14 protein-coding genes are annotated in these 13,791 nt (G+C 59.3%); 2 read left to right on the forward strand and 12 right to left on the reverse strand.

Features of this window, described 5'->3' with window-relative positions; all coding sequences use genetic code 11:
• Position 1: 1 nt before the first annotated feature.
• Complete coding sequence (locus tag ACR0JB_RS08710; RefSeq protein WP_170349940.1) at positions 2 to 610, reverse strand: GntR family transcriptional regulator; 609 nt, start codon at positions 608 to 610, stop codon at positions 2 to 4.
• 265 nt (positions 611 to 875) lie between these two features.
• Here ACR0JB_RS08710 and ACR0JB_RS08715 point away from each other — a divergent pair, with 265 nt between their 5' ends.
• Entirely contained in the window at positions 876 to 2,117 is a 1,242-nt protein-coding gene (locus tag ACR0JB_RS08715) for an acyl-CoA dehydrogenase family protein (RefSeq protein ID WP_170394907.1), read from the forward strand.
• Between the two features lie 4 nt (positions 2,118 to 2,121).
• On the opposite strand, the gene ACR0JB_RS08720 is transcribed toward ACR0JB_RS08715, so the two are convergent.
• From ACR0JB_RS08720 to ACR0JB_RS08730, 3 genes are read right to left on the reverse strand one after another with little or no spacing between them, the layout of a single operon-like run.
• Entirely contained in the window at positions 2,122 to 2,901 is a 780-nt protein-coding gene (locus ACR0JB_RS08720) for a carnitinyl-CoA dehydratase (RefSeq protein ID WP_170394910.1), read from the reverse strand.
• A gap of 3 nt (positions 2,902 to 2,904) precedes the next feature.
• Positions 2,905 to 4,920, reverse strand: a complete 2,016-nt coding sequence (locus tag ACR0JB_RS08725; RefSeq protein ID WP_170505967.1) for an acetate--CoA ligase family protein — start codon at positions 4,918 to 4,920, stop codon at positions 2,905 to 2,907.
• A gap of 2 nt (positions 4,921 to 4,922) precedes the next feature.
• Complete coding sequence (locus ACR0JB_RS08730) at positions 4,923 to 6,083, reverse strand: acyl-CoA dehydrogenase family protein (protein ID WP_480789840.1); 1,161 nt, start codon at positions 6,081 to 6,083, stop codon at positions 4,923 to 4,925.
• A 97-nt stretch (positions 6,084 to 6,180) separates the two neighbouring features.
• Between ACR0JB_RS08730 and ACR0JB_RS08735 the strand changes: the two genes are divergently transcribed.
• Positions 6,181 to 7,104: a GlxA family transcriptional regulator gene (locus ACR0JB_RS08735; RefSeq protein ID WP_480789841.1), complete on the forward strand. Its 924-nt coding sequence runs from the start codon at positions 6,181 to 6,183 to the stop codon at positions 7,102 to 7,104.
• Positions 7,105 to 7,121: 17 nt separating this feature from the next.
• Here the strand turns inward: ACR0JB_RS08735 and ACR0JB_RS08740 are convergent, their stop codons facing one another.
• Genes ACR0JB_RS08740 through napF form a run of 8 tightly spaced genes read right to left on the reverse strand, consistent with a single transcriptional unit; the run spans position 7,122 to position 13,628 of the window.
• On the reverse strand, positions 7,122 to 7,379 hold the full coding sequence (locus tag ACR0JB_RS08740) for a hypothetical protein (protein ID WP_480789842.1): 258 nt from the start codon (positions 7,377 to 7,379) through the stop codon (positions 7,122 to 7,124).
• A 13-nt stretch (positions 7,380 to 7,392) separates the two neighbouring features.
• Complete coding sequence (locus ACR0JB_RS08745; protein WP_480789843.1) at positions 7,393 to 8,094, reverse strand: NapC/NirT family cytochrome c; 702 nt, start codon at positions 8,092 to 8,094, stop codon at positions 7,393 to 7,395.
• Positions 8,095 to 8,123: 29 nt separating this feature from the next.
• Positions 8,124 to 8,561, reverse strand: coding sequence for a nitrate reductase cytochrome c-type subunit (locus tag ACR0JB_RS08750; RefSeq protein ID WP_170361759.1), 438 nt, complete (start codon positions 8,559 to 8,561; stop codon positions 8,124 to 8,126).
• Positions 8,562 to 8,573: 12 nt separating this feature from the next.
• Positions 8,574 to 9,491, reverse strand: a complete 918-nt coding sequence (gene napH / locus ACR0JB_RS08755; protein ID WP_480789844.1) for a quinol dehydrogenase ferredoxin subunit NapH — start codon at positions 9,489 to 9,491, stop codon at positions 8,574 to 8,576.
• Positions 9,488 to 10,306: a ferredoxin-type protein NapG gene (napG, locus tag ACR0JB_RS08760; protein WP_170349931.1), complete on the reverse strand. Its 819-nt coding sequence runs from the start codon at positions 10,304 to 10,306 to the stop codon at positions 9,488 to 9,490. The genes napH and napG overlap by 4 nt, the downstream gene beginning before the upstream one ends.
• A 27-nt stretch (positions 10,307 to 10,333) precedes the next feature.
• On the reverse strand, positions 10,334 to 12,826 hold the full coding sequence (gene napA, locus ACR0JB_RS08765) for a nitrate reductase catalytic subunit NapA (protein WP_170361756.1): 2,493 nt from the start codon (positions 12,824 to 12,826) through the stop codon (positions 10,334 to 10,336).
• Positions 12,823 to 13,116, reverse strand: coding sequence for a chaperone NapD (locus ACR0JB_RS08770; RefSeq protein ID WP_170349929.1), 294 nt, complete (start codon positions 13,114 to 13,116; stop codon positions 12,823 to 12,825). Before ACR0JB_RS08770 ends, napA begins: the two co-directional genes overlap by 4 nt.
• A complete protein-coding gene (gene napF / locus ACR0JB_RS08775) occupies positions 13,113 to 13,628 on the reverse strand; it encodes a ferredoxin-type protein NapF (RefSeq protein ID WP_170394919.1) in 516 nt (171 codons plus the stop codon). The genes ACR0JB_RS08770 and napF overlap by 4 nt, the downstream gene beginning before the upstream one ends.
• Between the last annotated feature and the right edge of the window lie 163 nt (positions 13,629 to 13,791).

The raw sequence follows: 13,791 nt of genomic DNA on the forward strand, positions 1-13,791 counted from the left end.
CCTAGGGCAGGCGGGTCAGGTGGCGCTGCATAACTGAATGCGCCTTGGCCGCATCGCGATCCTTAATGGCAGCCAGAATTGCAGCGTGATCCGGATCGGCGCGCGGTCGCCATTTGGCGGTGTACAGGTTGTTGAAATGCCACGTGTACAGCACTTGCAGGTTCCTGATCTCGTCAATCATGCGCGGCATGTTGCAGGCCGCGATGACGGCCATATGAAAACGCTGATTGGCGTCTTCCCAATCTTCAGCAGTTTGGGCGCTGTCGCAGTCTTCGTGTACCTGTTCGATCTGGGCTATCTGCTGGGCCGTCAGGTTTGGAACGGAATGTAGCAAGGCCACCGGTTCAAGCGCGCGTCGCATCACGCGCAGCTCTTGAATGGCGTTCTGGTCCATTGGCGCCACGCACATACCTCGGCGTGGTACAGCGACGGCCAGTCCTTTTGATGCCAGGTTCAGCAGCGCCTCGCGTACAGTGACCTGGCTGACTCCGAACTCACGCGCGATCAGGTCCTGCCGCAGCTTTTCGCCGGGTTTCAATGCGCCACGGACAATCCTGGTCAACAGTTTCTGCGCAATGTCATCCGATTTTTTGATCTGCTGCTCAGACACCTGAACTCCGTCGCTTTGGTCATATGATCAGACGATTATCGCTCTGCAAGGTGATGGGCAACAGGTGATGGTTGTCGTCGCAACAGCTTGGTCGTTAACTCTGCCACGCTTGACGATACAAAACCCGGCAAGTCCTGTCGCAACTCAAATGACCTTGCGGCAAAAACCGTTGGAAACCAACTGGCAGCTTTCACAAATGCGGTGGGTGCGGATAGGGTATCCGCAGAGGCAACGTAGTGTTGCAACGTTCTGAAAAGGGACCGTCATGGACTTTGCCCCATCGCCACGCGCTGCGGAAATCCGCGAGCAGCTGAAACGCTTTATGCAGGCGCATATCTACCCTCGCATCCGTGCTCATAAGGAAGAGATTGAAGCAGGCAAATTCCCGGTCTCATTCATGGAAGACCTCAAGGCGCTGGCCCGGGCCGAAGGGCTGTGGAACCTGTTCCTGCCTTCCTTGCGCGACGATGAACCCGGCACCCGGCTGAGTAATCTGGAATACGCCCCGCTGGCCGAGTTGATGGGGCAGGTCAGCTGGTCCTCTGAGGTGTTCAACTGCAATGCGCCGGACACCGGCAATATGGAGCTGTTGCACATGTTCGCCACGCCCGAGCAGCGCCAAGAATGGCTGGTGCCGCTGCTGAACGGCGAAATCCGTTCGGCTTTTGCGATGACAGAACCGGATGTGGCCAGTTCGGACGCGACAAACATCACCACCTCGATCCGGCGCGAGGGGGATGAATATGTCATAAACGGGCGCAAGTGGTTCATCACCAATGCCTGCCATCCGAACACCAGAATGTTCATTGTCATGGGCAAGACCGATCCCAATGCCGACAGGCATAAACAGCAAAGCATGGTGATCGTGCCCAAAAACACATCCGGCCTGGAGATTGTCCGAAACCCCACGATCCTGAACATGCATGACCCCGAAGGCCATGCCGAGCTGCTGTTCAAGGATGTACGCGTGCCGGTCGGCAATCTTCTGGGCGAAGAAGGAGGCGGGTTTGCTCTGGCGCAGGCGCGGCTGGGGCCGGGACGTATCCATCACTGTATGCGCTCAATCGGGGCCGCAGAGATGGCGTTGTCGCTGATGGTTGAACGCGCGCAAGAACGGAAAACCTTTGGCAAGCAACTATCAGACCAAGGCGTGATCCGGGAATGGATCGCGAAATCGCGGCTTGAGATCGAACAGGCACGTTTGCTGACCCTGCAGGCTGCGTGGAAGATTGACCAGGTGGGCGCCAAGACGGCGCGGCGTGAGATTTCCCTAATCAAGGTGGTGGCACCCAACGTGCATGCCGCCGTGACCGACCGCGCAATGCAGGTCTTTGGTGCCATGGGGATGACGCCGGATACGCCGCTGGCCGACAGCTATACATGGGCGCGGGCATTGCGATATGCGGACGGCCCGGACGAGGTGCATCTGCAAGCCATCGCGAAGCAGGAGATCAAAGAGTCAAACTTCGGGATGTCAGCGCAATGGCTGACTCCGCCGCCGCGCTGAACGCTTACTTTCCTTTCCAGACCGGGTCGCGTTTTTCCGCAAAGGCGCGCGCGCCTTCCAACTGATCTTCGCTGGCATACAGCACATCTACCGTGCGCAACTGGCGCTTGGTGATGCGGTTCATGGCATCCTGGAACTTGCTGTCCTCGGCGTCGCGCACGACCTCTTTGATCGCAGCGTAAACCAGAGGAGGGCCCGAGGCCAGCAGCCGGGCCAACTCCCACGCGCGATCCATCAACTGATTGGCGGGGATGATTTCGTTCACCAGCCCCCAGCGGTTGGCTTCTTCGGCGTCGAACCAGCGCCCGGTCAGCAGCAGCTCCATCGCGATATGATAGGGGATACGCTTGGGCAGTTTCACGCTGGCCGCATCCGCAACAGTGCCCGAGCGGATTTCGGGCAGGGCGAATGTGGCATGCTCGGCCGCCAGGATCATGTCGGCTGACAGAGCCAGTTCCAAACCGCCGCCACAGGCGATCCCATTTACCGCTGCGATCACCGGCTTGTTCAGATCGCGCAGTTCCTGAAGGCCGCCGAACCCGCCAACGCCGTAATCGCCGTCAACTGCATCGCCATCGGCAGCGGCTTTCAGATCCCAGCCGGGGCAGAAGAACTTTTCGCCCGCGCCTGTCAGAATGGCGACGCGCAATTCGGGGTCATCGCGAAATTCGGCAAAGACCTCACCCATTCTGCGGCTGGTGATCAGGTCGATAGCATTGGCCTTGGGCCGGTCCAGCGTCACCTCAAGGATCGCTCCGTCGCGTCGGGTTTTGATCGGGTCCATGTCTCAGGCCTTTCTAATCAGGGCATCCACTGCAACCGCCGTGTGGGGCGTGCAGAGAAGCGGGTTAATTTCGACCTCGCCAAGCGTGTCGGCATTTTGCATGACATAGGCCTGAACGGCCTGAATTGCGGTGATGATCGCATCCATATCAGCGGCAGGTTGGCCGCGATAGCCCGCAAGTAACGGGGCTATTTTCAACTTGGCCAGTGCGGCGCGGATATCGTCGGATGTGCTGGGTACCAACAGCGACGTGGTATCGCGTAGCACTTCGGTCAGCACACCGCCTGCGCCCAGCGTCAGGACGAACCCATGCGCCGGATCGCGGACGACGCCGATTAAAAGCTCGACTACGGTACCGGTGATCATCTCTTCGATCAGCACCTCATCCGTCCCGATATCGGCGGCCACATCGGCTACGTCGTCAACCTGGACGCCAAGGCATACTGCGCCGTGTTCGGATTTATGGGCCAACCCGATGCCTTTGATAGCAAAGGGCGCGGTCATATCCGACGCCGCAGCGCGTGCTTCGTCAGCGCCCCGAACTGTGCGGTTCTGAGGGACGCGTAAGCCACACACTTCCAACGCTGATTTTGCCTCGGCCTCGGTCAATGTACGCGTTGCCTCGATCGTGCCGGGCAGGCAAACTACGGCCTCGGCGGGTGCTTTGACCTGACCCGCTGCACGGGTGGCGCTAAGCGCTTCTTGCAGACCCATAAGAGGGGCGACGCCACCGGCCATAAGGTCTTGCGCGATGTCCTGGGGCAGAAGTTCAGGCAGAGTCGCCGCGATAGCGAAACGAGCTCCGGTCTCGGCGCGCACTTTCAGCGCCGCTCGCGATGCGCAGGCCCAATCTGTCGGATCAGTGGTCGGGTAATCGACGATCGAGAAGGTCAGGTCGATATCGTCGCCTGTCATTCCCGACCACGCCCGCGTCATCGCACCCTCATCGCGCCAGATATAAGTGTGGTAGTCCAGCGGGTTATTCAAAGCGACCATCGGACCAAGCGCATCACGCAAGTGGGTTTTCTTGTCGTCAGTCAACTGAGGGAAACTCAGACCAGTGCCAATGGCCATATCGGCGATCAAGCTGGCCTCGCCCCCCGAGCAGCTGATCGAGGCGATGTTGCCACCCGGCAATGGCCCGTAGCAGTGCAACAGTTTCAGCGTTTCCAGGAAATCGGGTAGGGCAGACAGGCGCGGTATGCCTAATCGCTCCAGCAGCGCCTGCGCCCCGGCGTCGCTGCCTGCCAGAGACGCGGTGTGAGACACGGTTGCCGCCTGCGCCTGTTCCGACGCGCCGACCTTTAGCGCTATCAGGGGGATGCCCTTTGCATGCGCCTTGGCGGCTAGCGCCTCCCACTGTCGGATATCCTTGAACCCTTCGATATGTAGGCCAACGGCGGTCACGCGCGGGTCGTCGATCAGGGCCGAGGCAATCTCGGCCTGACTGGTTTGCGCCATGTTTCCGCAAGTCACCATATAGGCAATCGGCAGCGCGCGTTTTTGCATCGTCAAGTTGATCGAGATGTTCGAGCTTTGCGTCAAGATCGCAACGCCCTTGTCCACCGGCGTTGCACCATGCTGATCCGGCCATAGCAGCGCCCCGTCCAGCGCGTTGATGAAGCCGTAACAATTCGGTCCCAGAATGGGCATGTCTCCTGCGGCGGCTAGCAGCTGCTCCTGCAGGTCCGCGCCGGTGTCATCTTCGGCCACTGCTTCGGAAAAGCCCGAGGCGAAGCATACCGCCCCACCGGCACCCATGGCGGACAGGGTCTGTACCACCTCAATCGTGGCGTGTCGGTTGATGCCGATGAAAACGGCGTCCGGGGCCTGTGGCAGGTCTTCCAGACGGGCGAAAACCGTGTGCCCTGCGATATCACTTGCCTTGGGATGGACCGGCCAGACCTGGCCGGCATAGCCCATGCGTTCCGATTGCAGGATGACCTGCTGACACCACGCCCCACCGCCGATAACGGCAATGGATTTCGGGCGTAGCAGCCGGTTCAGATCTTTGCTCATCTTCAGGCGCCCAAGGGACGCAGCAGATCGCGGCTGATGATGTGGCGCTGAATCTCGCTGGTGCCGTCCCAGATACGTTCAACTCTTGCATCGCGCCAGAACCGTTCGATCGGGAAGTCATCCATCAGACCCATGCCGCCGAAGATTTGCAGTGTGGTATCGGTCACCCGTGCCAGCGTCTCGGAGGCATAGAGCTTGGCCGAGGCGATCTCACGGTTCGATGGCAAGTTCTGGTCCAGTCGCCACGCGGCGGCGAGGGTCAGCCAGTCTGCAGCGTCAATCTCGGTGATCATGTCGGCGATTTGGAAACCGACGCCCTGAAACTTGCCGATGGGTTGGCCGAACTGCTTGCGTTCGGCCGCATAATTCAGCGCATAGTCAAAGCACCGGCGCGCGCGCCCGACTGAAAAGGCCGCGACCGTCAGCCGGGTAGCATATAGCCATTCGTTCATCACCGCAAAGCCACCATCGACTTCGCCGAGGACCTGCGCATCGGGTAGGCGGCAATTGTCGAAATAAAGGATGTAGTTCTTGTAACCTTTATGGCTGACCGAGTTATAGCCCTCGCGAACCTCGAACCCCGGCGTGCCGCGATCCACGAGAAAGGTGGTGATCCGCTTCTTTGGACCTTTCGGGGTCTCATCGACCCCGGTTGCGATGAAGACAATGAAGAAATCCGCGTGTTCCGCGCCCGAGATGAAGTGTTTCGAACCATTGACGACCCAGTCCCCGCCATCGCGCACGGCCTGGCATTTCATGCCCCGCACGTCCGACCCGGCATCCGGTTCGGTCATCGCCAGCGCGTCCATTCTTTCACCACGCACGGCGGGCTGCAGATAGCGCTCGCGCTGATCATCGTTGCAGGCCATCAGGATGTTTTGCGGACGGCCAAAGAAGTGGGTCAGCGCCATGGAACCGCGGCCCAATTCACGTTCGACCAATGTGAAATCCAGATGCGACAAACCAGCGCCGCCGACTTCTTCGGGGAAGTTGCAGGCGTAAAAGCCAAGGTCGATACACTTCTGTTTGATCTCTTCGCCCAGCTCTGACGGCACGGTTCCGCTGCGCTCCACCGCGTCTTCGTGGGGGTAGATCTCTTTCTCGACAAAGCTGCGGACCGTTGAAACGATCATTTCCTGTTCTTCTGACAGACCGAATTGCATGGCGCGTGTTCCCTGGCTGGTGGTTGACGAATGAAACGCCACAGGTCACGGTCACGACATGCAAAGTTAGCCGCTTAGTATGCAGAGTTAGAAAAAATTGTCCCAACGCTATAACACTCTGTTGTTTGATGGGTTTTCGAACCACTGCCTCGCCAACATGGTCGAACCGCTACGGGCGGCCAACTCGTTGTCGCGGCAGACGCTGTATCTCTGGCGATTCTGTTCGTTGGATGGCAAGCCCGTGCAAAGTTCCAGCGGGCTGGTCGTCACACCGCATGGGGCCTTGCACGATCACAGCGGCGATGTATTGGTCGTGATGCCATCTTACGGCTATTTGTCGCTCGATACCCGTGCCACCACGCGCGCCCTGCTGGCGGCGGCGCGGACCCATCCGCAAGTGGCCGGGCTGGATACCGGCAGTTGGCTACTGGCGCGCGCTGGCTTGCTGGACGATCACCGCGCGACGATTCACTGGGATGAGCTGTCGCGGTTTGAAGAAGCCTTTCCAGCAGTTGACGTTGTGCAGGAACGCTATGTCATAGACGGCAATCGGTTGACTTGTTCGGGGGCGATGGCGGCCTTTGATCTGGCCTCGGCTCTGATCCGTCGGGATCATGGCCCGCTACTGTCGATGGAGGTAGCCCACCTGCTGATGAGCCGCAGCGCGACCGATCCCTATGTCTTGCCTTTGAAATCCGAGGATACGCTGGTCAATCGCACGTTGACGGTGATGCAGGGGAACATAGAAACGCCGCTGACGATCCGGGACGTTGCCCGCAAACTTGGCTGTTCGCAAAAGAAGATTGAGATGCGGGTTCAGGCCGAATTACGCACCACGCCACAGGCACTGTATCGGCGCCTGCGGCTGACTATGGCCCGGAAACTGGTCGAGGAGACCGAACAAACCATCGCGGAAATTGCCGGTCGCTGCGGGTATGAAAACGCCAGCGCCATGACCCGTGCGTTCAAGGCCGAATTCGGGCGAACCCCGACTGCATTCCGCAGCGGGGCGCCGAATTGATGCAAAGTTTGGCGAATTCAGACTGTCGCACCCTTGATGCGGATGACCGAACCCAACGTACCTGCGCACAGGCCGATGACGACGGCGATTAACAGTTCGACCATACTGACATTGGCAAAGTTCCAATGGGCGAAGATCACCGTTTCCAGCACGCCGACCACGGCCCCCATCAAGCCGCCCAGCCACAGGCGGCGGGTCATCATGCCAAGCGCAAGGCCCAGAATGCCCGGAAGGCTGATAACGTTGGCCCCGATTGTTCCCAGAAGTTCCAGCATATCTTGCCCCTCTTTAATCCGCGCTCTTGTTTAGGAATGACCGGATCTCTTCGCTGCCATCTGCTACCTGATGCGACTGTCCGTCCGAGGTTTCACCAGCCAACTCATCTGTGACCTTCTGGTATTCCTCAAGGTAATCGGATGGCAGGCTGTGCGCGATGCCCTGGTGGCAGTCGATGCAGGTCATGTTGTTGTCGATGGCGCGCTGGTGTTCGGATGCGGCGCGGGTTTCCTGGATGGTGAAATCCATATAGTCGAAGTTGTGGCAATTGCGGCATTCGCGGCTGTCCGACGCCTTCATCTTTTTCCAGACGGCCGAAGCCATGCTCAGACGGTGCGCTTCGTATTTTTCGGGCGTGCTGATGGTTCCGGCCAGTTCGTGATAGACGTCTTTGACGGCCATGATCTTGGCCTTGATTTTGTGGTTCCACTCATGCGGCACGTGGCAGTCGGAACAAATCGCGCGCACACCGGAATGGTTGTTGTAGTGGATCGTTTCGCGATATTCGCCCAGATTGACCTCCATCGTGTGGCACGAGGTACAAAATTCCTCGGTGTTGGTCAGTTCCAGTGTCCAGTGGAACCCACCCCAGAACAGGATGCCGGCCAGAAAGCCCGCTAGGATCAGAAAGCCCGAGCTGAACGCCACGGCCGGTGTCCAGATCCAGTTCCAGAGGCGGCCAATCCAACCGCGTTTTTCGGGGGAGTCTGCCATCTTGGTGCTCCTTTCAGACATGCGTTGGATTAGTTGCCGGACGAGGGTTCAAACACGTTGTCGACCAATGCAGGCGCGTCTGCCTGAGGCACATGACATTGGTTGCAGAAATAGCGGGTGCCCGCAATGTGATCCAGTTCGTTGCCGTCGCGATCCAGATAGTGGGTCATCGACAGGGTCGGAGCGTTGCGTTCACCTGCTTTGGTCCAGTCGTGGCAGGACAGACACTGATTGGTGCGCACGTCGATCTGGTATTGTTCGATCGAATGGGGAACCAGCGGCGGTTGCTGGCGATAGTTGCGCTGCATGCGTCCTTCGACATTTTTGTGGATCTGATCGAGTGGAATAAGCTCATCCACATCCGCCCCACGCAGGGTTTCCACCTGGGCCGACTGGGCAAGGGCGAACCCGCTCAGGAGCAAAACGGGGATCAGGGCCATTCCGCCTGTCACGATTGATTTTTTCATCTTGGCACTCCCTTAAATAGGTCTGGCTGCGCGCCGGTCGGGCGCGGGAACTGGATCGGAAGGCGCGGCGACATGGTCGTCGAACCGGTGAGTAAAGGTGAAGACATCGACCGCGCATACGTCGATACAGCGGCCGCAATTGGTGCAGTCCGGGGAAAGGATCAGTGGCGTTGTCCCGGGCTTGCCCTTCAACGCGGGGGATATGATTTGATTTTCTGGACAGACGGCATAGCAATCCATGCAATCGTCACAGGCCGCCCGGTTTGCGGCGCTGACCCGCAGCAAGCTTTTGCTGCCGATCAGACCATAGAAAGCGCCGACCGGACAGATATGGCCGCACCATCCGTGGCGCGCGACGAACAGGTCAAAGATAAAGATCGCAGCAACCATGGCCCAGACAAAACCCGCGCCAAAAATCAGCCCGCGATGCAGCATGGTGATGGGGTTGATCAGCTCCCAAGCGATCACGCCGGTCAGGCCCGACACGACCAGAACCATTGCCAGCACCCACAGGCGGATGGCGCGTTTCGGCTGCCAGCCTTTCGGCAGGTCCAGCCGCCGGTGCAGCCAGTTGGCGGCGTCGGTCACTGGATTGATCGGGCAGACCCATGAACAATAGACGCGCCCGCCGATCAGCGCATAGGCGACCAGAACGATTAACCCGCCGATCAGAGCAGTCAACTCAGGCCAATGCCCGGCAATGATGCTTTGCAATACGATAAACGGATCGGTCAGAGGCAACACGCCTAGGGTCAGAGACCCGGCCAGTGTGCCTTGCACGATCCAGATGCCGAACCAGGGGCCCAGCAAGAACAGGACCAGAAAGAACAACTGGCTGGTGCGACGCAGCAGCAAATAGCGATGCGCTCCGATCCAGCCTTTGGCTTCGATCGCTTCGTGACCGACAGGAATATGCGTTCGCGCGCTCATTGGCCTACCCCCGGCAGGTCATATGACGGTGCAAAGCCGCCCGGTGTGGTCAGGTTGTCTGTGCCCGGTCCCGGCAAGCGGTCGGGCAGATCGATCAAGCCGTCCACCAAAGGCCCGCCATGGGCCTCTTTTTCTTCCCAGCCCTTGCGATAGTGATCGGCCGCGCTGCCCCGCGCCAGTCGTTCCGGCAGAACCTTGATGGCAGCTTCCGGTAGGACACAGCTTTTTTCGCACATGCCGCAACCGGTGCAGCGCTCGGCATGCACGGTGGGGATGAACATCGCATGGTGGCCCGATCGGGCGTCATGGGCCGCTTCCAGCGTGATCGCGTCATCAATGACGGGGCAGACGCGATAGCAGACGTCGCAGCGCAGGCCCTGAAAGTTCAGACAGTTCTCCTGATCGACCAGAACGGCAACACCCATTTTCGCGTCGTCGATATTGTCCAGCCCCGGGTCCAGCGCACCTGTGGGGCAAGCGGCAACGCAGGGAATGTCGTCGCACATCTCACACGGCACATTGCGCGCCGTGAAATAGGGGGTGCCGGTGGCCACGGCATCCACCCCAAGTTCGGCCAGTTTCAACGTATCGTAAGGGCAGTCCCGCACGCACAGCCCACAGCGGATGCAGGCCGACAAGAACGCCTCCTCAGGCAGTGCGCCGGGTGGACGCAGTGCCTCGGCCGGTAACGCACGGGCATCACGGGCCAGCCAGGCCAGCAAAGACCCTGCGACCACGCAGCCGCCTGCCGCACGCGCCGAATCCTGCAGGAAACGGCGCCGTTGCGGCGAGAGGGGTGTACCAGCCAGAGACATGGGGGCTACCTTTGCGATCCGGGCCGGTTACGCGCGCTCGACCTTGCAGGCGCACTTTTTATAGTCGGTTTCTTTCGACAGTGGGCAGGTCGCGTCCAGCGTCAGTTTGTTGGTCAGCTGGTGTTCGTCGAACCACGGCATGAAGACCAAACCGCGCGGCACCTTGTTGCGTCCGCGGGTTTCGACCCGGCTGGTAACCTCGCCGCGGCGGGTGGACAGAACGATCTCCTGTCCGCGGCGCAGGCCCCGATCCTTGGCGTCCTGCGGATGCATGTAGACGACGGCGGATGGGAAGGCGCGGTGCAATTCCGGCACCCGGCGGGTCATCGAGCCCGAGTGCCAATGTTCAAGCACACGTCCCGTGGACAACCACAGATCAAATTCTTCATCCGGCTCTTCAGCCGCGGGTTCGTAGGGCGCAAAGATGATCTTGGCCTTGCCATCCTTGTGGCCGTAGAATTTTACGTCAGCACCTTCGGGAACATACGGGTCAAAGCCTTCGCGGAAGCGGTACAGCGTTTCTTTGCCGTCCACGACCGGCCAGCGCATACCGCGTGCCTGGTGGTACATTTCGAACGGTGCAAGGTCGTGTGCATGTCCGCGCCCGAATTCAGCGTATTCTTCGAATAGGCCTTTCTGAACGTAGAACCCAAAGTGCTCGGCGTCGTCATTGTGGAACCCTTCCGCTGTCTCGGACAGCGGGAACTGATCCACCTTACCGTTGGCATAAAGCACGTCGAACATGGTTTTGCCGCGATGCTCGGGCATCTTGGCCAGCAGTTCTTCGCCCCAGACCTCTTCGACGGTGAAGCGTTTGGAGAATTCCATAAGCTGCCACAGGTCGGACTTGGCCTCACCCGGGGCCTGCACCTGTTGCCGCCAGAACTGGGTGCGGCGTTCGGCGTTGCCATAAGCGCCTTCCTTCTCGACCCACATGGCGGTGGGCAGGATCAGGTCGGCAGAAACGGCGGTGACGGTGGGATAAGGGTCAGAGACGGTGATGAAGTTTTCGGGGTTGCGATAACCGGGATAGCCTTCTTCGTTGATGTTGGGCGCGGCCTGCATGTTGTTGTTGCACTGCACCCAATAGGCGTTCAGCTCACCATCTTTCAGCTTGCGGTGTTGCAACACAGCGTGGAAGCCTGGTTTGGGCGGAATGGTACCTTCGGGGATGTTCCACGCAGTTTCGCAAATCTCGCGGTGTTCATCATTCGCCACCACCATGTCGGCGGGCAGGCGGTGGGCAAAGGTGCCGACTTCGCGTGCAGTCCCGCAAGCTGACGGCTGACCTGTCAGCGAGAAGGGCGAGTTGCCCGGTTCGGAAATCTTACCCACCAGCAGATGCACATTATACATCAGCGAGTTCACCCAAGACCCGCGGGTGTGCTGGTTGAAGCCCATGGTCCAAAGGCTCATGACCTTACGGGTTGGGTCCGCATATTGCTGCGCGAGTTTCTCCAGCTTGTCTGCTGGAACGCCCGACAGTTCCGAGGTGTATTCCAGCGTATAGGGCGCAACTGCTTCGGCGTATTCTTCAAAGCTGATGCTCTCAAGCGCGCCAGAGTTCGGGTTTTCTGCCTCTTGTTGCAGCGCGTTGGTTTCTCGCAGGCCATAGCCGATATCGGTGGCAGTTTTCGTGATGTTGACGTGATTTCTGACGAAATACTCGTTCACCGCGTTGTTCTGGATGATGTAGTTCGCGATGTAATTCAGGATCGCCAGATCGGTCTGTGGTTCAAACACGATGCCATTGTCTGCCAGTTCGAACGAACGGTGTTCGAAGGTCGACAGCACGTGGACTTCACATCCCGGCTTGGTCAGGCGCGTATCGGTCAGGCGCGACCACAGGATCGGGTGCATCTCGGCCATGTTCGAGCCCCACAGCACAAAAGTGTCCGCGTGTTCGAAATCGTCATAACAGCCCATCGGCTCATCAATGCCGAATGTGCGCATGAACCCGACAACGGCGGATGCCATACAGTGCCGCGCGTTGGGGTCGATATTGTTAGACCGGAATCCGGCTTTCATCAATTTGGAGGCGGCATAGCCTTCCCAGATTGTCCACTGACCCGAACCGAACATTCCAACACTGGTTGGACCCTTCTTGGCCAGGGCCTCTTTCCACTTGGCGGCCATGACGTCGAAGGCTTCGTCCCAGCTGACCGGCTCGAATTCACCGTTCTTGTCGTATTCGCCGTTGGTCTTGCGTAGTAGCGGCGTAGTCAGACGGTCCTTGCCGTACATGATCTTGGACAGGAAATAGCCCTTGATGCAGTTCAGGCCACGGTTGACCGGCGCGTCCGGGTCGCCTTGCGTGGCCACCACACGGCCGTCCTTGGTGCCGACCAGCACCGAACATCCGGTACCGCAGAACCGGCAGGCCGCCTTGTCCCAGCGGATATCGGGGGCCCCGGCCTGCGCGTTGGCCTGACCGGTGGCCAGAGGAATGCCAGCGGCTGATGCAGTGGCAGCGGCCGCTGAGGCCTTGAGAAAAGTCCGGCGAGATTCTGATGTAGTCATAGCGTGAGCCTCCGGCTGGTGGTTTGGCTTTGGGCATCGGGATGCGGGGTAGCCTCCGCAAGATCCTCGAAATGGTGATAGGTCAGCGTCAGTGAGACCACTCCGGGGATCTGATGCAGATCCATGATGATCTCGGACGCCAGGTGATCGGATGTGTCTTCGACGACGACGACGAAACGGCCGTCTTCGGCCTGGGCATGCACCTCGACGCCTGGTGTGTCGCGCATCGTTTGCGCCGCGGCCTCAGCTTGGTCAGGGACGATATGTACAAGGCAACCGCAAATATTCATTGTATCGCTTCCGTTTTAGATGTGGGCTGACGGTCAAGCGCGATGGCATTGACAGGGCAGGAGGGCACGCAGGTACCGCACCCAATGCAGGTGTCGGCATCCAGCGAAGGCTCGGCCCGACCGCCCAGTTGTAACCTAAAGCGGATGGCATTCTGTTCGCAATTGTCCTGACAGACGCGACAGCTGACCCCGTTCACGGACAGGCAAGAGGATGTCTCGATCGCCGCGCGCCAGGGCCAGTCCGGCAGGCGTTCGACTTGCAACGCGTCTGTCGGGCAGACCGTGGCGCAATCGCCGCAAAAGGTGCACGGGTTTTCACTGGGCTTAAACACCGGGAAACCGTCCTGACCGAAGACAATCACCGTTTCCTGACAGGCGTCGACGCAGTCGCCACATTTGGTGCAGTGATCCAGGAAACCCGGCACATGTGATCCCGGAGGACGGACAATGCTGCTGTCCTCCCGACATACTTTGGCGCTTAGAAACGCCCGACGACTGGTCATCTGGCTCATTTGGCTGGACTGTACGCGCTTGATTCCCTTACTAGGTTATCCCAATAGCGATTTCGAATGTGATGAATCTTGATCCAGATCATTATTGAAACATTTATTTTTCGCCTTTTCGCCTTTTCGCCAGTCACCTGACAGTTGAAGTTGTCCAATGCCGCTCAGGCGG

It is taken from the genome of Ruegeria sp. BI7 (genome assembly GCF_056537925.1).